24 protein-coding genes are annotated in these 24276 nt (G+C 68.2%); 13 read left to right on the top strand and 11 right to left on the bottom strand.

The features are described from left to right. Position 1: 1 nt before the first annotated feature. Together purN and DA69_RS06680 are read left to right on the top strand one after the other, a co-directional pair. Positions 2–592 carry a phosphoribosylglycinamide formyltransferase gene (gene purN / locus DA69_RS06675; protein WP_025976730.1) on the top strand — a complete coding sequence of 197 codons (591 nt, stop codon included), beginning with the start codon at positions 2–4 and terminating at the stop codon, positions 590–592. A 109-nt stretch (positions 593–701) separates the two neighbouring features. Then, complete coding sequence (locus DA69_RS06680; RefSeq protein WP_025976729.1) at positions 702–2759, top strand: M13 family metallopeptidase; 2058 nt, start codon at positions 702–704, stop codon at positions 2757–2759. A 213-nt stretch (positions 2760–2972) separates the two neighbouring features. Here DA69_RS06680 and DA69_RS06685 read toward each other — a convergent pair whose 3' ends face one another. Then, positions 2973–3185 carry a hypothetical protein gene (locus tag DA69_RS06685; protein ID WP_025976728.1) on the bottom strand — a complete coding sequence of 71 codons (213 nt, stop codon included), beginning with the start codon at positions 3183–3185 and terminating at the stop codon, positions 2973–2975. Positions 3186–3403: 218 nt separating this feature from the next. Beyond that, positions 3404–3823 (bottom strand): nucleoside-diphosphate kinase, encoded by a 420-nt coding sequence (ndk, locus tag DA69_RS06690; RefSeq protein WP_025976727.1) that lies wholly within the window; start codon positions 3821–3823, stop codon positions 3404–3406. A 103-nt stretch (positions 3824–3926) separates the two neighbouring features. Here ndk and DA69_RS06695 point away from each other — a divergent pair, with 103 nt between their 5' ends. From DA69_RS06695 to DA69_RS06705, 3 genes are all read left to right on the top strand, one after another. Next, positions 3927–5813, top strand: a complete 1887-nt coding sequence (locus DA69_RS06695; protein ID WP_025976726.1) for an ABC-F family ATP-binding cassette domain-containing protein — start codon at positions 3927–3929, stop codon at positions 5811–5813. Further along, positions 5813–6055, top strand: a complete 243-nt coding sequence (locus DA69_RS06700; RefSeq protein ID WP_025976725.1) for a DUF2164 family protein — start codon at positions 5813–5815, stop codon at positions 6053–6055. The genes DA69_RS06695 and DA69_RS06700 overlap by 1 nt, the downstream gene beginning before the upstream one ends. Before the next feature lie 196 nt (positions 6056–6251). Then, the gene (locus DA69_RS06705) at positions 6252–6644 is read left to right on the top strand and encodes a hypothetical protein (protein ID WP_025976724.1); all 393 of its coding nucleotides are present in this window, start codon (positions 6252–6254) and stop codon (positions 6642–6644) included. Positions 6645–6650: 6 nt separating this feature from the next. Here the strand turns inward: DA69_RS06705 and DA69_RS06710 are convergent, their stop codons facing one another. Genes DA69_RS06710 through DA69_RS06725 form a run of 4 tightly spaced genes read right to left on the bottom strand, consistent with a single transcriptional unit; the run spans position 6651 to position 9301 of the window. After that, entirely contained in the window at positions 6651–6953 is a 303-nt protein-coding gene (locus DA69_RS06710; RefSeq protein WP_025976723.1) for a hemolysin, read from the bottom strand. A 17-nt stretch (positions 6954–6970) separates the two neighbouring features. After that, complete coding sequence (locus tag DA69_RS14885; RefSeq protein ID WP_235599232.1) at positions 6971–7381, bottom strand: hypothetical protein; 411 nt, start codon at positions 7379–7381, stop codon at positions 6971–6973. Continuing rightward, on the bottom strand, positions 7339–7800 hold the full coding sequence (locus DA69_RS06720) for a DNA polymerase III subunit chi (RefSeq protein WP_025976722.1): 462 nt from the start codon (positions 7798–7800) through the stop codon (positions 7339–7341). The genes DA69_RS14885 and DA69_RS06720 overlap by 43 nt, the downstream gene beginning before the upstream one ends. A 25-nt stretch (positions 7801–7825) precedes the next feature. Next, positions 7826–9301, bottom strand: a complete 1476-nt coding sequence (locus DA69_RS06725; RefSeq protein ID WP_025976721.1) for a leucyl aminopeptidase — start codon at positions 9299–9301, stop codon at positions 7826–7828. A 158-nt stretch (positions 9302–9459) separates the two neighbouring features. Between DA69_RS06725 and DA69_RS06730 the strand changes: the two genes are divergently transcribed. From DA69_RS06730 to DA69_RS06765, 8 genes are all read left to right on the top strand, one after another. After that, positions 9460–10593, top strand: coding sequence for an LptF/LptG family permease (locus DA69_RS06730; RefSeq protein WP_025976720.1), 1134 nt, complete (start codon positions 9460–9462; stop codon positions 10591–10593). Beyond that, the gene (gene lptG / locus DA69_RS06735) at positions 10590–11693 is read left to right on the top strand and encodes an LPS export ABC transporter permease LptG (protein ID WP_025976719.1); all 1104 of its coding nucleotides are present in this window, start codon (positions 10590–10592) and stop codon (positions 11691–11693) included. The genes DA69_RS06730 and lptG overlap by 4 nt, the downstream gene beginning before the upstream one ends. A gap of 40 nt (positions 11694–11733) precedes the next feature. Continuing rightward, positions 11734–14226 (top strand): LPS-assembly protein LptD, encoded by a 2493-nt coding sequence (locus DA69_RS06740; RefSeq protein ID WP_235599233.1) that lies wholly within the window; start codon positions 11734–11736, stop codon positions 14224–14226. Positions 14227–14338: 112 nt separating this feature from the next. Further along, positions 14339–15712, top strand: coding sequence for a peptidylprolyl isomerase (locus tag DA69_RS06745; protein ID WP_025976717.1), 1374 nt, complete (start codon positions 14339–14341; stop codon positions 15710–15712). Further along, positions 15709–16728 (top strand): 4-hydroxythreonine-4-phosphate dehydrogenase PdxA, encoded by a 1020-nt coding sequence (gene pdxA, locus DA69_RS06750; protein ID WP_025976716.1) that lies wholly within the window; start codon positions 15709–15711, stop codon positions 16726–16728. The genes DA69_RS06745 and pdxA overlap by 4 nt, the downstream gene beginning before the upstream one ends. Before the next feature lie 8 nt (positions 16729–16736). Further along, complete coding sequence (gene rsmA, locus DA69_RS06755) at positions 16737–17549, top strand: 16S rRNA (adenine(1518)-N(6)/adenine(1519)-N(6))-dimethyltransferase RsmA (RefSeq protein ID WP_025976715.1); 813 nt, start codon at positions 16737–16739, stop codon at positions 17547–17549. Then, positions 17546–18703 (top strand): pyridoxal phosphate-dependent aminotransferase, encoded by a 1158-nt coding sequence (locus DA69_RS06760; RefSeq protein WP_025976714.1) that lies wholly within the window; start codon positions 17546–17548, stop codon positions 18701–18703. Before rsmA ends, DA69_RS06760 begins: the two co-directional genes overlap by 4 nt. 36 nt (positions 18704–18739) lie before the next feature. After that, positions 18740–19786, top strand: coding sequence for a L,D-transpeptidase family protein (locus tag DA69_RS06765; RefSeq protein WP_025976713.1), 1047 nt, complete (start codon positions 18740–18742; stop codon positions 19784–19786). Here DA69_RS06765 and DA69_RS06770 read toward each other — a convergent pair. The 5 genes from DA69_RS06770 to fabF are packed head-to-tail and all read right to left on the bottom strand — an operon-like array spanning position 19783 to position 24246. Then, positions 19783–20235 (bottom strand): nucleoside deaminase, encoded by a 453-nt coding sequence (locus tag DA69_RS06770; protein WP_025976712.1) that lies wholly within the window; start codon positions 20233–20235, stop codon positions 19783–19785. The two genes, DA69_RS06765 and DA69_RS06770, sit on opposite strands and share 4 nt — an antisense overlap. A 5-nt stretch (positions 20236–20240) precedes the next feature. Further along, positions 20241–20882, bottom strand: a complete 642-nt coding sequence (gmk, locus tag DA69_RS06775) for a guanylate kinase (RefSeq protein WP_025976711.1) — start codon at positions 20880–20882, stop codon at positions 20241–20243. Next, a complete protein-coding gene (locus DA69_RS06780; protein ID WP_029972393.1) occupies positions 20872–21762 on the bottom strand; it encodes a YicC/YloC family endoribonuclease in 891 nt (296 codons plus the stop codon). Before DA69_RS06780 ends, gmk begins: the two co-directional genes overlap by 11 nt. Further along, the gene (gene mltG / locus DA69_RS06785) at positions 21759–22964 is read right to left on the bottom strand and encodes an endolytic transglycosylase MltG (RefSeq protein ID WP_025976709.1); all 1206 of its coding nucleotides are present in this window, start codon (positions 22962–22964) and stop codon (positions 21759–21761) included. Before mltG ends, DA69_RS06780 begins: the two co-directional genes overlap by 4 nt. A gap of 1 nt (position 22965) precedes the next feature. Then, the gene (fabF, locus tag DA69_RS06790) at positions 22966–24246 is read right to left on the bottom strand and encodes a beta-ketoacyl-ACP synthase II (RefSeq protein ID WP_025976708.1); all 1281 of its coding nucleotides are present in this window, start codon (positions 24244–24246) and stop codon (positions 22966–22968) included. Positions 24247–24276 lie beyond the last annotated feature (30 nt).

The following is a 24276-nucleotide window of genomic DNA, read 5'->3' on the forward strand; positions in this document are numbered from 1 at the left end:
CATGTCCGTCGCCAAAACCCGTGTCGCCGTCCTGATCTCCGGGACCGGATCGAACATGGTCAGCCTGATCGAGGCGGGACAGGCGCCGGATGCGCCGTATGAAGTCGTGCTGGCGGTCTCCAACATCGCGGACGCCGCCGGTCTGGACAAGGCGCGGGCGCTGGGCGTTCAGGCGGTCGCCGTCGAACACGCCCCCTTCGGCAAGAATAGAGAGGCGCACGAACGCGCCGTGGACGCCCTGCTGCGCGAACATGGCGTTCAGGTCGTGGCCCTGGCCGGTTATATGCGCCTGCTGACGCCGTGGCTGGTGCGCGGGTGGGCGGGCCGGATGCTCAACATCCACCCGTCGCTGCTGCCGCTCTATCCCGGCCTGAACACCCACGCCCGCGCCCTAGAAGCGGGCGACCAGGAGGCGGGCTGCACCGTCCACATCGTCACCGAGGGCGTGGACGAAGGCCCCGCCCTGGGCCAGGCGCGCGTGCCCATCCTGCCCGGCGATACGGCTGAAATTCTGTCCGAGCGGGTCAAGGCGGCGGAACATCAGCTTTACCCCCAAATTCTGATGAAATTTCTGAACGCTCCGAAACCTTAACGATTTTTAATGCGACAGCCGGTCGCACGCAGGCGCAGTTTGCCCGCAAGCACGAACGCGCCTTCCTGACCGCGCTATCGCGCACGTCTGCACCACTGGGAAAGACCCGATGATGAAAACCCGCCTGATGGGCGCCGCCGCCATGGCCGTCGCCCTCGCCTTCACGGCTCAACCGACCCTCGCTCAACACGCCCACGCCTCGACGGCGGCCTCCACCGCGCCCGAGATCAAGCCCTGGGGCTTCGACCTGGACGGCCGCGACCTGACGGTGAAGCCGGGCGACGACTTCAACGCCTACGCCAACGGCGTCTATCTGAAGAACACCGAGATTCCGTCCGACAAGGCCCGCTTCGGTCCTTTCGACGTCCTGTATGAGAACTCGCAGGCCCAGCTGCGCGCCATCATCGAGGCCAGCGCCGCCAACCCGACCAACGCCAACGCCCAGAAGGTCGGCGCCCTGTACGCCAGCTTCATGGACGAGGCCCGCGTCAACCAGCTGGGCGCCCAGCCCCTGGCCGCCGACCTGGCCGCCATCCGCGCCGTGGCGAACCACAGCGACATGGCCCGCCTGATGGGCGCCAGCCACGAAGGCTTCGGCGGCTCCCTGTTCGGGGTGGCCGTGTTCGAGGATCTGCAGGACCCGAACGTCAACTCGGCCTATCTGGGTCAGGGCGGCCTGGGCCTGCCGGACCGCGACTATTACCTGAAACCGGACTTCGCCCCCCAGCGTGAAGCCTACGTCGCCTATGTCACGCGCGCTCTGACCGCCGCAGGCTGGGACAACCCGGCGCAGGCCGCCGCCGACATCCTGGCCTTCGAGACCAAGGTCGCAGAGAAGCACTGGACCACGGTCGAGCGTCGTCAGATCGACAAGATCTACAACCCGACCCCGGCTGCGCAACTGGCGACCTTCGCGCCGGGCTTCGACTGGGCCGCCTTCCTGCAGGCGTCCAAGGTCGAGACCGTGCCGACCCTGGTGCTGATGGAGAACACCGCCGTCCCAGGCATCGCCCAGGTGTTCGCCGATGCGCCGATCGAGACGCTGAAGGCCTGGCAGGCCTTCCAGACCGTCGATCAGGCCAGCCCCTATCTGTCCGACGCCTTCGTCGACTCACGCTTCGAGTTCCGCGGCAAGACCCTGCGCGGCCAGCCTGAGAACCGTCCGCGCTGGAACCGCGGCGTGGTCCTGGTCGACGGCCAGCTGGGCGAGGTTCTGGGCCAGGAATACGTCCGCCTGCACTTCCCCGCCTCGTCCAAGACGCAGATGGAGCAGTTGGTCGCCAATCTCAGCGCCGCCATGACCGAGCGCCTGAAGGCCCTCGACTGGATGAGCGACGCCACCCGCGAGCAGGCCCTGCTGAAGATGTCCAAGTTCGGCGTGAAGATCGGCTATCCCGAGAAGTGGCGCAGCTATGACGGGCTGGAGCTGACGGCGGGCGACCTCTACGGCAACGTCGAGCGCGCCTCCGCCTTCGACTGGGCCTGGAACCGCAGCAAGATCGGCCAGCCGGTCGATCCGCTGGAATGGGGCATGACGCCCCAGACGGTGAACGCCTATTACAACCCGCCGCGCAACGAGATCGTCTTCCCGGCCGCCATCCTGCAGGCGCCCTTCTTCGATCCGAACGCCGATCCGGCGGTCAACTACGGCGGCATCGGCGCCGTGATCGGCCATGAGATCACCCACGGCTTCGACGATCAGGGCCGCAAGACCGACGCCAACGGCGTGCTGCGCGACTGGTGGACGCCGGAGGACGCCGCCCGCTTCGAGGAGCGCGCCAAGACCCTGGGCGCCATCTACGCCGCCCAGGAGCCGGTCCCCGGCACGCACATCAACGGCGAGCTGACCATGGGGGAGAACATCGCCGACCTGGGCGGCCTGCTGATGGCGCTGGACGCCTATAAGCGCAGCCTGAACGGTCAACCGGCCCCGGTGATCGACGGACTGACCGGCGAACAGCGCGTCTTCCTGGGCTGGGCCCAGGTGTGGCGCGAGAAGTCGCGTGAAGAGGCTCTGAAAGAGCAGCTGACCACCGATCCCCACTCGCCCGGCATGGCCCGCGCCGCCACTCCGCCGCGCAACATCGACGCCTGGTACGCCGCCTTCGGCGTCACCCCGGATCAGGCGCAATACATCGCCCCCGAAAAGCGCGCCCGGATCTGGTAGCCGGCGCGCCCGGCGACGGACAAAGGAAAGGGCGTCGGCCGCAAAGCCGACGCCCTTTTTTCTCCTCCCCATTCCATGGGGAAGTGGATCGGCGCCGAAGGTGGCGAGACGGAGGGGCCGCTTGTTTCCGCTGAGCTGGGATTAATCGCCCGCCCCAGCTCGCCCCTCCACCACTTCGTGGTCCCCCTCCCCACTTTGTGGGGAGGAAAGCGGTTACTCGTTGGGCTTCTTCGGCGTGGTGGCCGCGCCGGCCACGGCGCCGATGACGCCCCCGGCGACGGTCGCGCCGGTGTTGCCGCCGATCGCCTGACCAGCGACCGCACCGCCCAGGGCGCCCGTGGCGGCGCGTTGTTCCGTGGTGGTGCCGCAGGCGGCAAGCAGAGCCGTCAGGCCCAGCACAGGGGCAAGCTTCAGCATCGTCTTCATGGCGGTCATCCTTATTGTTGCGAGCGAGCGTAACGAGACCGTGAAAACGAAACGGCCCGCCCCCGGTTCCGGGAGCGGGCCGAATTGTCACACAGCTTGACCGCAAACGATCAAGCCGCGTCGGGTCGAAAGGGCGAAGCCTTTTGACTGCGGCTCAGAAAACCAAACCGCGTCGGGTCGGGAGGTCCCGAAGGGCCGACGAGCGCGGCCCTTCAGCATCAGCCGACGATGTCGGCGTCCGTGAAGAACTGCTCGATCTCGATCTTGGCGTTCTCCAGCGAGTCCGAACCGTGGACCGAGTTCTCGCCGATCGACAGGGCGAACAGCTTGCGGATGGTGCCTTCAGCGGCGTCGTTCGGGTTGGTGGCGCCCATGACTTCGCGGTATTTGGCGACGGCGTTGTCGCCTTCCAGCACCTGCACGACCACCGGCTCGGCGATCATCTGCGACACCAGTTCGCCGTAGAAGGGACGCTCGGCGTGCACTTCATAGAATTTCTTGGCTTGGGCTTCGGTCAGCTTGATGCGGCGCTGGCCGACGATGCGCAGGCCGGCGCCTTCGATGACGGCGTTGATGGCGCCCGTCAGGTTGCGGCGCGTGGCGTCGGGCTTGATGATCGAGAACGTGCGTTCGGTCATGGGAGTGACTTCTTGTTTGGGTGTTTGAGGGTCGGCGGCTTATAGCGAGCGCCGCACATCTTTCCAATATCCCCGCTTGTAAGCCTTTTTCGTTCCGGATCCCATGCTGCAGATCAAAAACCTGACCTACAACGCTTGGGGCCGAGAGTTCCTGGACGACGCCTCCGTCAGCCTGCCGCCGGGGTCCAAGGTCGGGCTGGTCGGCCGCAACGGCATCGGCAAGTCGACCCTGTTCAAGCTGATCCTGGGCGAGCTGGCCGCCAACGGCGACGAAATCTCCCTGCCCAAGACCGCCCGCATCGGCTCGGTCGATCAGGAACACCCCGCCACGCCGGTCAGCGTTCTGGACACCATCCTGGAAGCCGACGTCGAGCGCCACGACCTGCTGACCCGGCTGGAAACCGCCGAACCCGAGGAAATGGGCGAGATCTGGGGCCGTCTGATCGAGATCGACGCCGACAGCGCCCCTGCGCGTGCGTCCGAAATCCTGGCCGGTCTCGGCTTCAGCCACGAAGACATCCTGCGCCCGATGGCCGAGTTCTCGGGCGGCTGGCGGATGCGCGTCGCCCTGGCCGCCGCCCTGTTCGCCGAGCCGGACATGCTGCTGCTGGACGAACCGACCAACTACCTCGACCTGGAAGGCGCCCTGTGGCTGGAGCAGCGGCTGAAGCGCTATCCGCACACGGCCCTGATCATCAGCCACGACCGCGAGCTGCTGAACGGCGTCTGCACCCACATCCTGCAACTGTCGAACCGCAAGCTGGACCTCTACACCGGCAACTACGACACCTTCGAAAAGACGCGGGCCGAGAAGCTGCGCCTGATGGAGGCCAACAAGTCCAAGCAGGACGCCGAACGCGCCCACCTGCAGAAGTTCATCGACCGCTTCAAGGCCAAGGCGTCCAAGGCCACCCAGGCCCAGTCGCGCGTCAAGCGGCTGGAGAAGATGCAGCGCATCGAACTGCCGCCCGAAGAGCGCGTCGCCCCCTTCACCCTGCCCTCGCCCGAACGCCCCCTGCCCCCGCCCCTGATCCGGCTGGAAAAGGCCAATGTCGGCTATGAGCCGGGCAAGCCCATCTTGCGGAACCTGAACCTGCGGATGGACCTGGACGACCGCATCGGCCTGCTGGGCGTCAACGGGGCGGGCAAGTCCACCTTCGCCAAGCTGATCGCCAAGGCGCTGACCATCGAGACGGGCGAGTTCCACCGCGACGGGAAGATGCGCGTGGGCTGGTTCCACCAGCACCAGATCGAGGCGATGGACCCGACCGACACGCCGCTGGAGATCATCCGCCGCGCCATGCCGGACGCCTCGGAAAGCAGCCGCCGCAGCCGTCTGGCCCAGTTCGGCCTGCCCTTCGAGAAGCAGGAGACCACCGTCGGCTCCCTGTCGGGCGGCGAGCGGGCGCGTCTGCTGCTGAACCTGGTGGCGATGGATGCGCCGCACATCCTGATCCTGGACGAACCGACCAACCACCTGGACATCGACAGCCGCCGCGCCCTGCTGGACGCGCTGAACGAATATACCGGCGCGGTCATCCTGATCACCCACGACCGCTCGCTGATGGAGCTGGTGGCCGACCGCCTGTGGCTGGCCGCCGACGGCACGGTGAAGCCGTTCGACGGCGACATGGACGACTATCAGAAGTTCGTCCTGGACCGCGCCAAGCAGGCCGGCATGAAGCCGAGCCAGGTCAAGCACGAGGAAGCCGTGGCCGAGGCCCCCGCGCCCTCCGCCGCGCCCAAGGCCGAGAAGAAGAAGGGACCGTCCCCGTCCACCCTTCGCCATGCGGTGAAGAAGGCCGAGGACCGAATGGCCCAGCTGACCGCCGATCTGGCGCGTCTGGACGACGATTTGGCCAACGCCGCCGTCAGTGACCCCAAGAAGCTGGAAGGCCTGACCCGCGCTCGCGCCAAGGCCCAGGCCGATCTGGATCAGGCCGAGGCCGACTGGATCGCCGCCGAGGAAGCTCTGGCCGAGGTGTCGTAATGAGCAAGGCTCCGCCCCTGTTGACCAAGGACGAGATGCAGGAGGCGGCCGCCCGCCTGCAGACCTATCTGCGCGACGAAATGGAGGTCGAGGTCGGCCGCCTGCCCGCCGAAATGCTGGTCGAGTTCATCGGTCGGGACATCGGCGGCCTGTTCTACAACCGCGGCCTGCGCGACGCGGAAACCGTGGTGCGCCAGAAGGTCGAGGACGTCGCCGACGCCCTCTACGGCCTGGAACGATAAGTCCCCCTCCGTCATCCCCGCCGTAGCGCAGCGCAGAGCCGGCACCGCCCAAGTCTCGACGGACGGCGTATTTTGCGGTCACTGATAGCGGTTGCGCCGCTTCCGGGGTGCCGATGAGAATTGCCCCCACCATAACATATCGAAGTTATGTCAGCGTCATGCTACCCGTAGCCTCGCCACTTGAAAGGACGCCGACATGCACCGCCTGTTCGCAGCGATCACGCTCGCATCCGCCCTGATCGCCCTTCCCTCTCTGGCTCAGGACGCGACGCCTCAGCGTTACGCGGTCGAACTCCAGTTCATTGAGGCAGGCAAGGACGTGGTTCAGGCCACGACCTTTGTCGCGGTCGGCGGCTCGGCGAAAGTGACGCTGATCGGCGACCAGGATCAGTTCGAGTTCAACGCCAGCCTCGACGCCCAGCAAGGCGACGGCGCAGACGACCTATTGATCAGCGAGATCAATCTGGTCCGCAACGGCGAAGAGATCGCCTCCCCTCGCCTGATGATGCGGCGCACCGGCACGGCCCGCTATGAAGTGGGGGCCGAAGGGGCGGAGGTGGTCCGGGTCACGATCAAGCCCGCCCCCTGATCCCGATCAGCCGCAGCTGACGCGGGTCACGATGTCCGTCTTGTCGTCGTAGGTGAAGGTCACGCGGTTGTCGCGATAGTCCATCGTCGCCGCGCAACTGCTGCACAGGACGCGGAAGATGCGGCCTTCTGGTGCGGCCGGAATGGTCGAGCGATTGCGGCCGACATACTCCTGATAGTCGCTGGCCTTGCAGGCCACCGGCGTCGCCTCGCCGCCCGGCGCGGTCGTCGTCCCGCCCCCTTGCGTCGGCGCACAGGCCGCCAGGACCAGGAAGCCTGCGGCGGCGCTCAGCGTCAGAAATGACTTCATAACGTCGTCCCTCATGATCATCCGCAGCGGACCTGTTCGATCAGGCCTGTGCGCTGGTTGTAGAAGATGTTGAGCCGATAGGGCGAATAGTCCTCGGTGATCGGGCAGGTCGTGCAGGCGACCCGACGGTTCACCACATCCACCGGAACGGGGATTTCAGTCCGAGGTTTCCCGATCAGCCACTGAAACTCATCCGCCTTGCACATGGCGACGCCCGAAGCGTTGCGGATGCCCGGCTCGGAGAGATAGGGGCGCTCGGTCGGCGATGCGGGCGCGGCCGGCGTGACCGGCGGATAGTTCGAATGGGCCGCCGTCCGCGTCGTAGTCGTGGCGTTCGGGGGCGGCGCAGCGCAGGCCGCGACAGCCAGCGCGCCAAGCGTCAGGATCAGGCCGCCTTTTCCCAGCGCCCTTCGTCCGACTGTTTCCAATAGGCCAGGTCGGCGCCGTCCGCCTTCAGCGTCCGCCAGCGCCCGCGCGCATGGTTCAGCGCCTGCTCGTCCCGACCGTCGAAGATGATGAAGCAACGTGCGAACTCCTGCGTGGCCCCAAGCTCTGAATCATCGACGATGAACAGCGCCTGAGCGCCATTCAGATTCTCGCCCGATTCGGACAGAAGCACAGGCTGGCGCGCGGCGTGGTCGCCGTCGGACCGTCCGTGAGGCAGGAAGCTGTCGTCGCGATAGGTCCACAACAGCTCGTCGATATCGTCGAGCCGATGCGAGGTCGCCCCCCGGATCAGGGCGCGCCAGCCCCGCTGAAGCGTGCGCTCCAGCAGGGTCGGCAGCACCTGTTCCAGCGTCGACCGCTCCAGGTGGTAGAACCAGATTTCCGGCTTGGCGTCAGACACCCGGCCCTACCCTCCTGAACAAAACTCAGCCTTCGTAGTGGTCGGCGACCATGCGGTCGAGCAGACGCACGCCATAGCCCACGGCGCCGTCCGGCACGGTCGGGTTCTTGGAGTCCTTCACCCAGGCGGTCGAGGCGATGTCGATGTGCGCCCACGGCACGCCGTTGGTGAAGCGTTGCAGGAACAGGGCGGCGGTGATCGAGCCGCCGGCGCGGCCGTTGCCCATGTTCTTCACATCGGCGATCGGGCTGTCGATGTGGCGGTCGTATTCCGCCGGGATCGGCATGCGCCAGGACTTCTCGCCCACCTTCGGACCGGCGTCGGCGATGTTGGCCGCCAGTTCGTCGCTGTTGGTGAAGACGCCCGCATATTCCAGGCCCAGCGAGATGATGATGGCGCCCGTCAGGGTGGCCAGGTCGATCATGAACTTCGGCTTGAAGCGGTCCTGCGTGTACCAGAGGGCGTCGGCCAGAACGAGGCGGCCTTCGGCGTCGGTGTTCAGCACTTCGATGGTCTGGCCCGACATGGAGGTGACGACGTCGCCCGGACGCTGGGCGTTTCCGTCCGGCATGTTCTCGACCAGGCCCAGGACGCCGACGGCGTTCACCTTGGCCTTGCGGCCGGCCAGGGCGTGCATCAGACCGGCCACGGCGGCGGCGCCGCCCATGTCCCACTTCATCTCTTCCATGCCCTCGGCGGGCTTCAGGCTGATGCCGCCGGTGTCGAAGCAGACGCCCTTGCCGACGAAGGCGATGGGGGCCTCGCCCTCCTTGCCGCCGTTCCACTGGATGACGGCCAGCTGGCTTTCACGCACCGAGCCCATGCCGACGCCAAGCAGCGAGCCCATGCCCAGCTTCTCCATCTCGGCCTCGCCCAGGATCTCGACCTTGGCGCCCAGGGCCTCCAGCTCCTTCACGCGGCGCGCGAACTCGACCGGGTGCAGGATGTTGGCGGGCTCCGACACCAGATCGCGCGCGAACAGCACGGCGTCGGCCACGGCCGACAGCGGGCCGAAGGCGGCCTCGGCGGCCTTCACGTCCGAGGTCACGACGCGCACCGTCGTCACCGACGGAATCTTGTCGGCCTTCTGCTTGGTCAGATATTTGGCGAAGCGATAGGCGGCCAGGCGAACGGCGAAACCGGCGCGGGCGGCGAGCTCCGGCGACAGGTGCGACGCCTCGATGGTCAGGACTTCGGCGCCCGACATCTTGGTCGCCTGATAGGCGGCGGCGGCGGCCGTTTCGACCGCCAGATCGGCCTGCTTGTCCGCGGCGCCCGCGCCGACCAGCAGCACGGCGTTCGCATCGATCCCAGCGGGAGCCGCGACGTTCAGGCTGCTGTTGGCGGCGCCGTTGAAACGGCTGTTCTTCATCGCCTTGGTCAGGGCGCCCGAGGCCGCCTGATCCAGCGCCGAACCGGCGCCGGCGAGGGCTCGTCCTTCATGCACCAGCACGGCGAGAATTTCTGCGGCGCCGGGCGAAGCGACGAATTCGATTTTCATGAAACTGACTCCAGACCGGAAGAACCTGTCCCGATCACGCTTGAATTTGCCATGGTCGCGGCGACGGTTTCGTCGGGGCGGCCGGATGTGTATTACATGGCTCGCATCGCCCCGGGCTGCAACACGTTCGCAGCCGATTATACGACCTTTCCGGCCTTATGACCCTGATCCAGAGGTATCTTTTCCGCCAGATCGGCCTGCCCGTCGTGGCGGCGGTCGCGGCGCTGGCCGGCATCGGCCTGCTGAGCCAGAGCCTGGATCAGCTGGAAGTCATAGTCGAGCGCGGACAGAGCGTCTGGGTCATGGTCAAGCTGACCCTGCTGGCCCTGCCGCAGTTGATCGCCGTCATCCTGCCCATCGGCCTGTTCGTCGGCGCCCTGATCGCCCTGACGCGCCTGCAGCGCGAGCAGGAGCTGACCGCCGCCTACGCCGCCGGGGTCAGCCGCTGGGCCCTGATCCGGCCCGCCCTGCAGATCGCCTTGATCGTCACCGTCATCGCCCTTTTGGTGAACGTCTTTGTCCAGCCGTGGGCCCAGCGCGAAGGCCGTCGTCAGGCCTTCGCCATCCGCACCGACCTGGCCGCCCTGCTGGTCGAGGAGGGCCAGTTCGTCCAGGGCCCCGACGGCCTGACCGTCTACGTCCAGCAGATCGAGCAGAACGGGCTGATGAAGAACCTCTTCGTCTACCTGGACAACGGCAAGACGGTCACCACCTGGGACGCCGAAACCGCCCGATTCGGCCGCGTCGACGGCCTGCCTGTGCTGACCATGCAGAACGGGTCGATGCAGCGCTATTCCTCGCGCGAGGTGTTGAACCAGCTGTCGTTCGACCAGCAGGTGTTCGACCTGTCGCCCTACGCCAAGACCACCGAGCGCATCCGTTTCAAGCCCTCGGACCTGTGGCTGACCGACCTGTTCGACCCGACGCCCGTCCTGCTTGAGACCGCCGGAACGCGCGGCGAGCTGGCGGCCGAGGGCCATTCGCGCCTCGCTTCGCCCTTCTACGCCCTGGCGGCGATGGCCTTTGCCCTGGCGGCCATTCTGGGCGGCGCCTTCAGCCGGACAGGCTACACCGGCCGCATCGCCAAGGCGGCGGGCGCCTTCCTGCTGCTGCGCGTCATCGGCTACGGTCTGGTCGCGGCCAGCGCCTGGAACGGCGCCCTGAACATCCTGCAATATGTCGTGCCGCTGGCCGCCACGGCCCTGGCCCTGCGCGTCCTGTTCCGCGCGCTCAAGCCGCGCCGTCGCCGCGCCGGATCGCCGCTGGCCCGCGTGAAGGCGAGGCTCGCATGAAATTCCGTCTCGGCCGCATCGAACGCTATGTCCTGATCCAGCAGATGAAGTCGCTGGGCGTAGCCTTCGCCGTCATCGCCGCCCTGGTCATGCTGATCGACTTCGTCGAGGTCTCGCGCGGGCTGAACTCTTCAGGCGAGCTGTCCAGCGCGCGGATTTTCGGCCTGGTGCTGGTCAAGTCGCCCTCGGTCATCCTCCAGCTCCTGCCCTTCGTCTTCCTGTTCGGGACCCTGGGCGCCTTTGTCAGCCTGAACCGGCGCAGCGAGCTGATCGCCATGCGGGCGGCGGGCGTGTCGGCCTGGCGCTTCGTCCTGCCCGCGGCGGGCGCCGCCGTGCTGCTGGGCGCCCTGACCGTCACCGTTCTGGGCCCTATGGCCGCCGCAGGCGACGGGGTCTGGCAGCGCGAGCGCGGCCGCATCTCCGGCTCGACGCCCGGCGGCGACTCGCGCGAATCCGTCTGGCTGCGCGAAGGCGACGAGAACCGCCAGATGATCATTCGCGGCGGCCGGCAAGACCCGGCCACCGGCCGCCTGCTGGACGCGACCTTCTTCATCTACACCACCACCTCCGGCGGCCATCGCGTCTTCACCGAGCGGGTCGATGCGGCCACGGCCACCCTGAACGCCGGGCGCTGGCGCCTGACCGACGCCTCGGGCGCGCAGACGGGCCAGCGCGCGGTCCGCTACGCCACCCTGGATCTGCCGTCCAACCTGGCCGACAAGGAAGCCTTCCAGCGCTTCGCCCGGCCCCAGTCCACGCCCTTCTGGTCCCTGCCCAACCAGATTCGCCGCATTGAAGACGCCGGCTTCGCCTCCACCGCCTATCGCTTGCGGTTGCAGCAGCTGCTGGCCACGCCGCTGGTCTTCGGCGCCATGTCGATCCTGGCGGCGGCCTTCTCGCTGCGGCTGATGCGTCTGGGCGATCTGGCGCGGATGACGGTGGCGGCCGTGGTGCTGGGCTTCGCCTTCTTCTTCCTGAATCAGTTCTCCTCGGCCATGGGTTCGGCTGAGGTCGTGCCGCCGGTCATCGCCGCCTGGCTGCCGCCCATATTGACGGCTCTCGCCGCCTTTACCTTGCTGTTCTATACCGAAGACGGCTAATCGGGCGGTTTCCGCCCGGCCGGTAATGAGTGGACTCCGCATGACCCATCGCCGCCTCCCCCGTATGGGAGCCCTGCGCCTTCGGCTGTTGACCGGCGCGGCGTTGGTCATAGGCGCGCCCCTCTCATCGCTGGCGTTCGCCTCGGCCGCACAGGCCCAGACGGCGCCCGTCCCCGTTCAGGCCCCTGCGCAGACCGCGCCCCAGACCACGACCGAGGCCGCCCCCGGCGCCGACGGCCTGACGCCCGACGCCGTCTTCGTGGACGCCGATTCCGCTCAGCGTCAGGGCGACGTCATCTCGGCCCAGGGCTCGGCCGAGGATCGGGTCATGGCCCGCTTTCAGGACCACAGCCTGCGCGCTCAGGACCTCACCTATGACCTCCAGAACCGCGTGGCCACGGCCTCGGGCGACGCCGAACTGACGGCGCCGGACGGTTCGGTCGTCCACGCCCAACGGATCGAACTGGATTCCGACCTCAAGGCGGGCGTCGCCGTCGACCTGGCCACGCGCCTATCCAACGGCTCCAGCCTGATGGCCGCCACCGCCGTGCGCCGCTCCGAGACGGTTAGCGAGCTGAACAACGTCATCTTCACCCCCTGCCCGATCTGCACCGTGGACGGCGCGGCCAAGACGCCCAGCGTCTCCATCCAGGCGTCCAAGGCGGTGCAGAACGAAGAGCTGCGCGCAATCCTGTATCGCGACGTGGTGTTCCGGCTGGGCGGGGTGCCCATCTTCTATCTGCCGGTCTTCTCGCATCCTGATCCGACCGTGGATCGCGCGTCGGGTTTCCTGGTGCCGTGGGGCGACTATCAGGCGGGACGCGGGGTCTCGCTGGAGATTCCCTATCTGCACGTCATCTCGCCCTCTGAAGACGTGCTGGTCAGCCCCCAGTTCAACACCAAGGTCGCCCCGCTGCTGAACCTGCAGTGGCGCAAGCGATTCACCGACGGGATGATCGTCGCGCGCGGCGGCGCCACCTACGGCCGCAGCTTCGGCGACTTCGACCTGGACGGCGACGGCCAGGCGGAAAGCAACGTCCGTTTCGGCGACACGACGACGCGCAGCTATCTGCTGGCTCACGGCAAATTCGATCCCGACGGCCCGTGGCGCTGGGGCTTCACCGCCGAGCGGGTTTCGGACAAGACCCTGTTCGACCGCTACGACATCCGCGACGCCTATCAGGACAACGGCCTCTACTACGGCGACAGCCGCCGCCTGATCAGCCAGATCTACGCCGAGCGCCAGACCGAGCGGTCCTATCTGTCGGTCGCGGCCTTCACCTTGCAGAGCCTGCGGGTGGCCGAGTTCAACCCGATCACCCCGGCCCTGAACGTCTTTGAAGACGACAACACCCTGCCGCTGGTCGCGCCGCTGATCGAGGCGCGCTGGGAGCCTGAAGGCCCCGTGCTGGGCGGTCGTCTGCGCCTGCGCGGCTCGGCCGTGGCGCTGACGCGCGACGCCTATGTCGGCTTCCCGACCCTGGCGCCCGAACTGATTCCCGGCGGGCCGACGGACGGCCTGCCCGGCGTCGACAGCCGCCGCATCACCGGCCAGGCCGAGTGGCGCCGGGTGCTGACCTCGCCCATCGGCTTGCGGTGGGAGCCCTTCGTGGACCTGCGCGCCGACGTCTATTCGGTCGATGATCTGCCGCCCGCCCTCGGCGTAGAGGACGAGACCCATTTCCGCGCGCGGACCAGCGCCGGGGTCGATGTCAGCTATCCGCTGTATCGCCGCCTCAGCGCCTCGTCCGACCTGATCCTGGAGCCGATGGCCCAGCTGTCGATTTCCAACAAGGCGGACCTCGACCCGCGCATCCCGAACGAAGACAGCCAGATCACCGAACTGGATCACCTGTCCCTGTTCCGCATGGACCGCTTCCCCGGCTACGACCTGCTGGAGGGCGGCCTGCGCTTCACGGCGGGCGCCCGCGCCACCTTGCGCTGGGACGAGGTGCGCTCGGCCAGCCTGTTCATCGGCCGCAGCATGCGCGCCGACGACCAGGACGAATATCTGACGCCGATCCCGGACGATCCGGCCCGCCTCTATGACCCGTCGGGTCTAGCCAGCCGGACCTCGGACTGGGTGGTTCAAGGGACGTTCAATCCGTCGGACCGGATGCGCGGCTGGTTCCACGCCACCGTCGACGGCAATGGCGAGATTCGCCGCGCCGAAGCGACGGTCGACGGCCGCTGGGGTCGCCGCAACCTGGCCAGCGTCAGCTACATTGTCGACCGCTCCAATCCGCTGGACGGACCCGAGAACCGCAACTACGAATTCGTCCAGCTGTCGGCCAACCAGTTCGTCTATGGCAACTGGGGCGTGGCGGTGACCGGCATCGCCGATCTGGAACGCGACATCATCACCCGCTCGGAGGTCGGCCTGTTGTTTGACGACGACTGTTTCCGCATCGAGCTGGGCTGGCGCCGCGACAACACCCGGGTACGCCCCACCGGCCCGGCCGAGGGCGTCTATATCCGTCTTAACCTCGCCACTTTTGGAGGTTCAGGCTATGATCGCGGCAATATGCGGTAGGCATGGCGTGGATTGCGGCTTACGGGGACGTGCGCCCTGGCGCGGCGGCGCGGACAGCGTCGCTTACCGGATTGGGCCGGATTGGGACCGCTTTAGGGAATCAGGACTGACGATGCGTTTGAAGCGTTACTCTACGGGAGCCGCCCTGGCCGCCCTCATGGTCGTGGCGGCCGTGGAGCCTTCATGGGCCCAGACGGCGCCGGCGGCTCAGGCTCAGGCTCAGCCCGCCGCCCCGCCCGCAGCCGGCGCCCTGAATCCGGCGGCGGAAGAAGCGCCTCAGCGCGCGACGCCGGCGCCTCAGTTCCGCATGGCCGACGGCATCATCGCTACGGTCAACGACCGCATCATCACGGGCTTCGACCTGCGCCAGAGGATGCTGGTCGTCATGGCCATGTCCCAGTTGCAGCCGACCGAAGAAAACATCGCCGCCATCCAGCAGCAGGCGCTCAACGACCTGATCGAACAGCATCTCCAGGCGCAGGAAATCGCCAAGTTCGACCAGTTGAAGATCACCGACGACGAGGTTGATCGCGAAATCGCCGACATGGCCCGCCAGGCCGGCGCCAGCCCCGAATCCTTCCTCGCCTTCCTGCAACAGGGCGGCATCGCCCTTCCCGCCTTCCGCGAACAGATCCGCACCGAGGTGGGCTGGCGCGAACTGGTTGGCGGCCGCTTCCGCGACCGCGCCCGCGTCAGCAAGAGCCAGGTCGACCAGGCCGTGCGCCAGCTGACGGAATCCGCCACCAAGCCCCAGTATCTGGTCGGGGAGATCTACCTCGAAGCGGCCCGCGTCGGCGGGATGCAGGAAGCCATGAACGGCGCGCGCCAGTTGGTGCAGCAGATGATCCAGGGCGCCCCCTTCATGGCCGTGGCGCGCCAGTTCTCGGCCGCTCCTTCAGCCGCGCGCGGCGGCGACGCCGGGTGGATCGTCAAGGGCGCCGCCCAGCCCGCCCTGGAAACGGTCATGGAGACCCTGGAAGTCGGTCAGCTGTCCAACCCGATCCCCGTCGATGGCGGCGTCTACATCCTGTACATGCGCGACAAGCGCTCGGGCGCCTCGACCAGCATGGTCAAGATGAAGCAGGTCATGATCGAACTGCCCGAGACCGCCGACGAGGCTCAGGTCGCCGCCGCGACCCAGCGTCTCGAGGCCCTGCGCGGCCAACTGACGTGCGACAATATCCTGACCCGCGCTCGCTCTGAGACGGGCCTGCTCGGCGCCGACCTGGGCGAAAGCGACGTCGACGATCTGGCGCCGCAGTTCCAGCAGGTCGCCCGCTCGGCCGAGATCGGCTCGGTCAGCACGGCGGTGCGTACGCCTCTGGGCGTCCACCTGCTGGCTGTCTGCGACCGCCGCCTGGGCGGCCCCGAAGCCCCCTCGCCGCAACAGGTCGAAGCGCGTCTGCAGAATCAGAACTACGCCATGCTGGGCCGCCGCTATCTGCGCGACCTGCGTGAAGACGCCCTGATCGAAATCAAGCAATGACGATGCTCCGGCCGCTCATCGTCACGATGGGCGACCCCGCCGGGGTCGGGCCGGAGATCATCGCCCGCGCCTGGTCGGCGCTGTCGTCGCCGCCCGGCCCTGTGGCCCCGATCACGCCCTTCGTCGTGGTCGGCGACGCGCAGGTGCTGAAGGCCCAGGGCCAGCCGGTCGAGGCGGTGCTCAGCCCGTCGGACGCAGCCTCCGTCTTCGGCCGCGCCGTCCCTGTCCTGCACCATCCGGCGCCCGCGCCCGTGACGCCCGGCCAGCCCGAACCCGCCAACGCCGTCGCCGTGGCCGACTGGATCGAGCGCGGCGTCGATCTGGTGCTGTCGGGCGAAGGCTCCGGTCTGGTGACGGCGCCCATCGCCAAGGCGCCCATGTACGCCTCGGGCTTCCGCTTTCCGGGCCACACCGAGTTCATCGCCGAACTGACCGCCGACGTTCCGTTCAGCGGCACGCGCGGCCCGGTGATGATGCTGACGGCGAAAGACCTGCGCGCCTGCCTCGTCACCATTCATGTGCCGATCGACCAGCTGCCCGAGCTGGTGACCGGCGAGCGCGTCGCCCGGGTCGCCCGCGTCGTCCACGAATCGATGAAGCGCGATTTCGGCGTCCACGACCCGCGCCTGGCCATGGCCGCTCTGAACCCCCACGCGGGCGAAGGCGGCGCTATCGGCCTGCAGGAGACGACGGTGCTGCGCCCCGCCGCCGAGGCTCTACGCGCCGAGGGATTGAACATCACCGACCCCCTGCCCGCCGACACCCTGTTCCACGAAGAGGCGCGGGCGCGCTACGACGCCGTGGTCTGCCTCTATCACGACCAGGCGCTGATCCCGGTGAAGACGCTGGACTTCTGGGGCGGAGTGAACGCCACCCTGGGCCTGCCCCTCGTCCGCACCTCGCCCGACCACGGCACCGGCTTCGACATCGCGGGCAAGGGCGTGGCTCGCGCCGACAGCTTCATCGCCGCCGTCCGCCTGGCTTCCGAGATGGCGTCCGCCCGCGCGAACCGCTAACAGGCCTCGTGACCGATCATCTGCCCTCCCTGCGTGAAACGCTCGACGCCCACGGCCTGTCGGCCAAGAAGAGCTTCGGCCAGCACTTCCTGCTGGACCTCAACGTCACGCGCAAGATCGTCCGCTACGCCGGACCGTTCGACGGCCGCGCCGTCATCGAGGTCGGCCCCGGCCCCGGCGGCCTGACCCGCGCCCTGCTGGAGAGCGACGCGGGCAAGGTAGTCCTGGTCGAGAAGGATCCGCGTTTCATCCCCCTGTTGTCCGAACTGGACGACGGCTCGGGCCGCCTGACCATCGTCGAGGCCGACGCGCTGAAGGTGCGGGAAGCCGAACTGGTCGAGGGACCGGCGCATCTGGTCTCCAACCTGCCCTACAACGTCGGCACGCCGCTGTTGATCAAATGGCTGACGGGGCCGTGGACGCCGTGCGCCCTCACCCTGATGTTCCAGAAGGAAGTGGCCGAGCGCGTGGTGGCCCAGCCCGGCGAGGACGCCTATGGCCGTCTGGCCGTCATCACCCAGGCCGTGGCCGAGGCGCGCATCGTCATGCACCTGCCCGCCGCCGCCTTCACCCCGCCGCCCAAGGTGGCCTCGGCCGTGGTGCATCTGATACCCTTGGCGGAGCGCCCCGCCCCCGACCGCCTGAAGCGGCTGGAACGGGTCACGGCGGCCGCCTTTGGCCAGCGTCGCAAGATGCTGCGCTCCAGCCTGAAACAACTCGGCGGCGCCGCCCTGTGCGAAGCCGCTGGAATCGAACCCGACGCCCGCGCCGAGACCATCGACGTGGCGGGCTTCCTCAGATTGGCCGACGCTTTGACATGACAGTAGAAATCCAACCCTTCCGCGCCATCGCCATCAGCCGCATCGCCCATGAGATGAAGGCCCAAGGCCAGTCGGTCATCCACATGGAGTTCGGCCAGCCCTCGACCGGGGCGCCTGCGCCCGCCCTGGCTGAGGCGCACCGCGTGATCGACGCCGAAGCCGGCGGCTATTGGGAAAGCCCCCTGCTGCGCGCCCGTGTGGCCAAGCTGTACAAGGATCGCTACGGCGTCGAGATCGACCCCGAGCGCGTCATCATGACGGCCGGCGCCTCGCCCGCCCTGGTGGTGGCGCTGAACATGCGCTTCGCCCCCGGCGACCGCGTGGCCATCGCCCGCCCCGGCTATGTCGCCTATCGCAACACGATGAAGGCCCTGCACATCGTCCCGCAGGAGATCGACTGCGGCGCCGACGTGCGCTTCCAGCTGACGGCCAAGGCCCTGCGCGACCTGGACCCGGCGCCCCAGGGCGTCATCATCGCCAGCCCCGCCAACCCGACCGGCACCGTCATCGCCGAGGACGAGCTGAAGGCCATCGTCGAGGTCTGCCGCGAGCGCGACATCAGCATCATCTCGGACGAGATCTATCACGGCATCACCTACGGCCACGACACGCCCTGTATGCTGCAGTTCGACGACAAGGCCATGATCGTGAACAGCTTCTCCAAATACTGGAGCATGGCGGGCTGGCGCCTGGGCTGGCTGATCCTGCCGGAAGAAGAGGTCCAGCAGGCCCGCGCGCGCATGGGCAACATGTTCCTGACGCCGCCGACGCTCAGCCAGTTCGCAGGTCTGGCCGCCATGGACTGCGAAGACGAGCTGGAAGCCAATATCGACGTCTATCGCGCCAACCGCGAGCTGATGCTGAAGGCCCTGCCCGCCATGGGCCTGCGCTCGATCGCGCCGCCGGACGGCGCCTTCTACATCTATGCGGACATCGGCCACCTGACTAACGACAGCATGGCCTTCTGCGAGAAGCTGGTGCGCGAAACCGGCGTGGCCACGGCGCCGGGCGTCGACTTCGATCCGGTCAACGGCCACCGCTTCATCCGCTTCAGCTTCGCCGTCTCCACGCCTGAGATCGAGGACGCGCTCAGCCGCCTGAAGCCCTTCTTCGCCGCCCGCACCGAAGAGGCGCAGGAACAGCAGCCAGCGTAAGGACGTTCGACAAGCCCCGGACCCTTCGGAGCTTTCATGTCGAAATCGCGCCTCGCCGCCTCTGCCCTGCCCTTCATCGCGGCCGCCCTGGCGGCCTGCGGCTCTCCGGCCGAAACGCCCAAGCCGCAGCAGCCGCCGGCGCCGGCCCAACCCCCGGCGCCCGCCGCCCTGACCCGCGACGCCGTCGAAAGCGCCGCCTTCGAGACGGCCCCCGCTCCCGTCGAGGGCCAGCCCGCCCGTCCCGACCCGGCGACGGCGCGCGCGCAAATCCTGCTGGACCGCGCCAACTTCTCGCCGGGCGTCATCGACGGTCTGGGCGGCGACAACACCCGCCAAGCCATCGCCGCCTTCGAGAAGGCCGCCGGCCTGCCGCAGGACGGGGTGCTGGACGCCGAGGTCTTCCGCCGCCTGACGGCAGGCGACGACGGCCGCGTCCTGACCGACTACACCATCACCGCCGCTGATCTCAGCGGCCCCTTCATCGGACAGGTTCCGGCGAATCTGGCCGACATGGCCAAGCTGAAGACCGTCGGCTACGCCACCCCGCTGGAGATGCTGGCCGAGAAGTTCCACATGACCGAGGGCCTGCTGCAGGCGCTCAACCCCGGCGTCGACTTCGCCAAGGCGGGTCAGACCATCGTCGTCGCCGCTGTCGCCCAGACTGATCTGGCGGCCGAGGTGGCCCATATCGTCGTGGACAAGGCCGAGCGCTCGGTGCGGGTCTATGACGCGGCGGACAAGCTGCTGGCCTTCTATCCCGCCACCATCGGCAGTTCGGCGCGCCCGGCGCCCTCGGGCGAAGTGACGGTCGTCGGCGTCGCGCCCGAGCCGAACTACACCTACGACCCCGACCGGGTCAGCTATGACCGGGGCGACCGCAAGGTCATCGTGCCGCCGGGGCCGAACAATCCGGTCGGCTCGGTCTGGATCGACCTGTCGCGCGACACCTACGGCATCCACGGCACGCCAGACCCGTCCAAGGTCGGCAAGACCTTCTCCAGCGGCTGCGTGCGCCTGACCAACTGGGACGCCGAGCAACTGGCCTCAAAGGTCAAGCCGGGCGTGCGGGTGACCTTCCGCTAGGCGCCGTAAAGCTCCGCCGCCGTCCGCTCCGGCACGTTCAGTTGCGTCAGCGGCAGCGGCGGCGGGTCCAGCCTCACCCCCAGCGTCTGATAGGTCGCCGCGCTGGAGAAGCCGTAGGGCTCGGCGTCCGCATTGCTGAAGGCGTAGTAGACGGCGCTGACCCGCGTCATCACTGCCGCCGCCAGGCACATCGGGCAAGGGTGGCCGCTGGCGTAGAGGACCGCGCCCGACAGGTCCACGCCGCCCAGCGCCGGTCCCGCCTGACGCAGGGCCTCCATTTCGGCGTGTGAGCTGGGATCGTTCGTCGCCAGCATCCGGTTGACGCCGCTGGCGACCAGCGCCCCGTCCTTGACCAGCACCGCGCCGAACGGCCGCCCGCCCGCCCGGACGTTCTCCAGCGCCAGATCGACGGCCTGGGCCAGCCAGCGGCGGTGTTCGGCCTCGTTCATGGGCGTCAGACCACTTCCTTCAACAGGGCCGCCTTATAGCCGTCGACCCACAGGTTGCGGCGCCGGCAGCTGCGCTCGGCGTGGTAGATGTGGGCCAGCTCGGCGTAGGATCGGTCGAAGTCCTCATTGACCAGCACATAGTCGAACTCGTCGCAGTGCTCGATCTCGCCCTTGGCGTTGGCGACGCGGCGCTCGATCACGTCCTCGGCGTCCTGAGAACGCGTCACCAGGCGGCGGCGCAGTTCCTCAAGGCTGGGCGGCAGGATGAAGACCCGCACGGCGTCGCCGGGGCATTTGGCGGCCACGTCGCGGGCGCCCTGCCAGTCGATGTCGAACAGGACGTCGCGGCCCTCGGCCAGCGCGCGCTCGACCGGGGCGCTGGGGCTGCCGTAGCGGTTGCCGTGCACATCGGCCCATTCCAGGAAGGCGTCGGCGTCGATCAGACGCTGGAATTCCTCGGCGGAGACGAAGTTGTAGTCGCGCCCGTCCACCTCGCCCGGACGGATGTCGCGGGTCGTCATGGAGACCGACAGTTCCAGCCCCTTGTGGTCAGCCATCAGGCGGCGGCACAGCGAGGTCTTTCCGGCCCCCGACGGGCTGGCCACGATCAACAGGACGCCACGGCGGGGAGTGCGGTTATTCGACATTCTGAACTTGTTCTCGAAGCTGTTCGATGACGGCCTTCAACTCCAGGCCGATTCCGGTGAGCGCGGTCGTAGCGGATTTCGAACAGAGGGTGTTCGCCTCACGCATGAATTCCTGCATCAGGAAGTCGAGTTTTCGACCGGCGGGGGGTTGCTGCAACAGTGCGCGGGCCGAGGCGACGTGGGCCGTCAGCCGGTCCAGCTCCTCGCGCACGTCGGCCTTGGTCGCCAATGCGGCCGCCTCAAGGAAGACCCGCTCGTCCAGACCGGGCGCATCGGGCGCCAGTTCGCTGATCCGGCGGGTGAAGCGGTCGCGGATGGCCTCGACCTGGGCCGACGCCTCAAGCTCGGCGCGCGCGACCAGGGCCTCGATGGTTCCGACGAAGTCGTGGATCACCGGCGTTAGTTGCTCGCCCTCGCGCTGGCGCGACGCTTTCAGCGCATCCAGCGCCTGCTCGACCGTGGCGGCCATGGCGCTTTCCAAGGCGGCGCGGCCTTCCGCGTCCTCATCCTCTTCAGCGACCTCGATGACGCCGCGCAGAGCCAGCAGGCCGTCAGCGGAGGGCGGGGTCGCCCCCTCCTGCGCCAACTGGTTGGCCAGCCGCAGATAGGTCGCCAGCACCGCCTCATTGACGCGCGGCGCGGGCTCGAACCCCTCGGCGCGCTTGGCCTGCAGGCCCAGCGTCACCTGGCCCCGGTTCAGGCGCGCCTGCGCCGCCGCCTTGGCCAGCCGCTCCAGATTGTCGAAGCCGCCGGGCCCGCGAAAGCGCGTCTCCAACGTCCGCCCGTTGACCGAGCGCGCCTCGACCGTCCAGGTCCAGCCGTCCAGCCCGCCGTCGGCCCGGCCGAAGCCGGTCATGCCGCAGATGTGACTTCCGCTCATCGTCCGGCCTCCGTCGGCACGCGAATGACCTTGGCGCCGGGCGGGATGGCGATGGCCGGGGCGGCCTCGTCCGTCATCGGCGCGGGCGAGGTTTCCGGCGCGCCTTGGCCCGGCGCCAGGCCGGCCTTGCGCCGCTCGATCTCGCGCCAGCGGGCCACGTTCAGCAGATGCTCCTGATAGGTGCGGGCGAAGACGTGGCCGCCCGTGCCGTCAGCGACGAAGAAGATGTATTCCGAACGCGGCGGGTTCAGCACGGCCTTCAGCGCCTCTTCGCCCGGATTGGCGATGGGCGTCGGCGGCAGGCCGTCGATCAAATAGGTGTTCCACGGCGTCGGCTTGCGCAGCTCCGACAGCAGGATGCCCCGCCCCAGCGGCCGCCCCTTGGTCACGCCGTAAACGATGGTCGGGTCGCTCTCCAGCCGCATCCCCAGCCGCAGCCGGTTGGTGAAGACGGCCGCCACCTGGGGCCGTTCGGAGGCGATGCCCGTCTCCTTCTCGACGATGGAGGCCAGAATGACCGCCTCTTCGGGCGTCGTCACCACCGTGGCGGGCGAGCGGGCGGCCCACAGGGTCTCCAGCTTGGTCTTGGCGGCGCGCTGCATCCGGGCGACCACGGCGGCGCGGGTTTCGCCGCGCGTGACTTCATAGGTCTCGGGCCACAGGCTGCCCTCGGGCGGAACCTCGACCTCGCCGGTCAGGACCGGCTGCTTCATCAGGATGTCGACCGCCTGGGCGCTCGACCAGCCTTCCGGCAGGGTCACGTAGTGGCGCACCGACTTGCCGTCGACCAGCAGGCCCACCACCGTCGCCAGAGAGGCGCCCGACGGCACCTCATATTCGCCCGCGCGGATCTTGCGGTCGGCGCCGGTCAGGCTGACCGCCGCACGGAACAGGTCGGTCGAGCGGATCACCCCCGCCGATTTCAGATTGGCCGCAATGGCAGGCACGCCCGCCCCGGACGGCAGGGTGACGATGGTCGCCTCCCCTTGCGCCGCCCTCGGTCCCGGCCCCCAGTAGATGGCCCAGAACGCCACCAGCGCCGCGACCAGAAACAGGCCCAGCGTCCCGGCGGCGGTGATCAGGCCGACGCCCAATCCTGTCTTGGGGCGGGAACGACCGCCTCCGCCCCCGCTTCCCTTTTTCGGAACGCGCGACTTGGGAATGCGAACCTTGGGGGTGCGGCGGGACGGAGCCTTGGCCAAGTCAGTCGACCTTCTTGAAGATCACAGAGGCGTTGGTGCCGCCGAAGCCGAAGCTGTTGGACATGGCGACATCGATCTTCCTGGCCTTGCCCTTGTGCGGGACCAGGTCGATCGGCGTCTCCATCTCCGGATCGTCCAGGTTGATGGTCGGCGGCGCCATCTGGTCGCGGATGGCCAGGACCGAGAAGATGCTCTCGATCGCCCCGGCGGCGCCCAGCAGGTGCCCCGTCATCGACTTGGTCGAAGACACGGCCAGGTCCTTGGCGTGGTCGCCGACCAGCCGCTCGACGGCCTTCAGCTCGATCCAGTCGGCCATGGTCGAGGTGCCGTGGGCGTTGACGTAGTCCAGGTCGGACGGCTGCATGCCGGCGCGCTTCAGCGCCGCCTTCATGGCCCGCAGGCCGCCATCGCCGTCTTCCGACGGGGCGGTGATGTGATAGGCGTCGCCGCTCATGCCGTAGCCGACGACCTCGGCGTAGATCTTGGCCCCGCGCGCCTTGGCGTGTTCGTATTCCTCCAGAACCATGACGCCCGCGCCCTCGCCCATGACGAAGCCCGCATGACCCCGGTCATAGGGGCGCGAGGCCTTCTCCGGCGTGTCGTTATAGGCGGTGCACAGGGCCTTGCAGGCCAGGAAGCCGGCGATGCCGATCGGCACGACCGAGCTTTCGGCCCCGCCCGCCACCATGACGTCCGCGTCGCCCAGGGCGATCATCCGGGCCGCGTCGCCGATGGCGTGGGCGCCGGTGGCGCAGGCGGTGACGACCGAGTGGTTCGGTCCCTTCAGGCCGTGGCGGATCGAAATCTGGCCCGACGCCAGGTTGATCAGGGCCGAGGGGATGAAGAAGGGGCTGACGCGGCGGACGCCCTGTTCCTTCAGGATGATGGCCGTGTCCGCGATGGGGCCAAGGCCGCCGATGCCCGAACCGACCATGACGCCGGTCGCTTCCTTGTCGTCTTCGGATTCCGGCTTCCAGTTCGCATCGGCCAACGCCTCGTCGGCGGCGGCGATGGCGTACAGGATGAAGTCGTCCACGCGCTTGCGGTCCTTGGCGGACATCACCTGATCAGGATCAAAGACGCCCGGCTGACCAGGCTCGCCGCCGCCGCGCCCGTCGACGCTGGGCACCTCGCCCGCGATGGTGCAGCCGTAGCCCTCGGTGTCGAAGGCGGTGATCGGACGGATGCCCGAGCGGCCTTCCAGGATGCCCTTCCAGACGTGCTCGACGCCCGTGCCCAGAGGCGTGACCAGGCCGAGGCCCGTGATGACGACGCGGCGCATGGTTCGCGCTCCTTCTTGGTCAGAATCGTA

The organism is Brevundimonas naejangsanensis (genome assembly GCF_000635915.2).
Taxonomy (GTDB): domain Bacteria; phylum Pseudomonadota; class Alphaproteobacteria; order Caulobacterales; family Caulobacteraceae; genus Brevundimonas; species Brevundimonas sanguinis.

Coding starts and splice junctions, on each gene's coding strand:
- pdxA (WP_025976716.1), top strand. CDS start 15,709: ATGACGATGCTCCGGCCGCTCATCGTCACGATGGGCGACCCCGCCGGG.
- DA69_RS06765 (WP_025976713.1), top strand. CDS start 18,740: ATGTCGAAATCGCGCCTCGCCGCCTCTGCCCTGCCCTTCATCGCGGCC.
- DA69_RS06770 (WP_025976712.1), bottom strand. CDS start 20,235: ATGAACGAGGCCGAACACCGCCGCTGGCTGGCCCAGGCCGTCGATCTG.
- DA69_RS06705 (WP_025976724.1), top strand. CDS start 6,252: ATGCACCGCCTGTTCGCAGCGATCACGCTCGCATCCGCCCTGATCGCC.
- ndk (WP_025976727.1), bottom strand. CDS start 3,823: ATGACCGAACGCACGTTCTCGATCATCAAGCCCGACGCCACGCGCCGC.
- DA69_RS06685 (WP_025976728.1), bottom strand. CDS start 3,185: ATGAAGACGATGCTGAAGCTTGCCCCTGTGCTGGGCCTGACGGCTCTG.
- lptG (WP_025976719.1), top strand. CDS start 10,590: ATGAAATTCCGTCTCGGCCGCATCGAACGCTATGTCCTGATCCAGCAG.
- DA69_RS06730 (WP_025976720.1), top strand. CDS start 9,460: ATGACCCTGATCCAGAGGTATCTTTTCCGCCAGATCGGCCTGCCCGTC.
- DA69_RS06695 (WP_025976726.1), top strand. CDS start 3,927: ATGCTGCAGATCAAAAACCTGACCTACAACGCTTGGGGCCGAGAGTTC.
- fabF (WP_025976708.1), bottom strand. CDS start 24,246: ATGCGCCGCGTCGTCATCACGGGCCTCGGCCTGGTCACGCCTCTGGGC.
- gmk (WP_025976711.1), bottom strand. CDS start 20,882: ATGTCGAATAACCGCACTCCCCGCCGTGGCGTCCTGTTGATCGTGGCC.
- DA69_RS06710 (WP_025976723.1), bottom strand. CDS start 6,953: ATGAAGTCATTTCTGACGCTGAGCGCCGCCGCAGGCTTCCTGGTCCTG.
- DA69_RS06780 (WP_029972393.1), bottom strand. CDS start 21,762: ATGAGCGGAAGTCACATCTGCGGCATGACCGGCTTCGGCCGGGCCGAC.
- DA69_RS06725 (WP_025976721.1), bottom strand. CDS start 9,301: ATGAAAATCGAATTCGTCGCTTCGCCCGGCGCCGCAGAAATTCTCGCC.
- DA69_RS06680 (WP_025976729.1), top strand. CDS start 702: ATGATGAAAACCCGCCTGATGGGCGCCGCCGCCATGGCCGTCGCCCTC.
- DA69_RS06700 (WP_025976725.1), top strand. CDS start 5,813: ATGAGCAAGGCTCCGCCCCTGTTGACCAAGGACGAGATGCAGGAGGCG.
- purN (WP_025976730.1), top strand. CDS start 2: ATGTCCGTCGCCAAAACCCGTGTCGCCGTCCTGATCTCCGGGACCGGA.
- DA69_RS06745 (WP_025976717.1), top strand. CDS start 14,339: ATGCGTTTGAAGCGTTACTCTACGGGAGCCGCCCTGGCCGCCCTCATG.
- DA69_RS06760 (WP_025976714.1), top strand. CDS start 17,546: ATGACAGTAGAAATCCAACCCTTCCGCGCCATCGCCATCAGCCGCATC.
- DA69_RS06740 (WP_235599233.1), top strand. CDS start 11,734: ATGACCCATCGCCGCCTCCCCCGTATGGGAGCCCTGCGCCTTCGGCTG.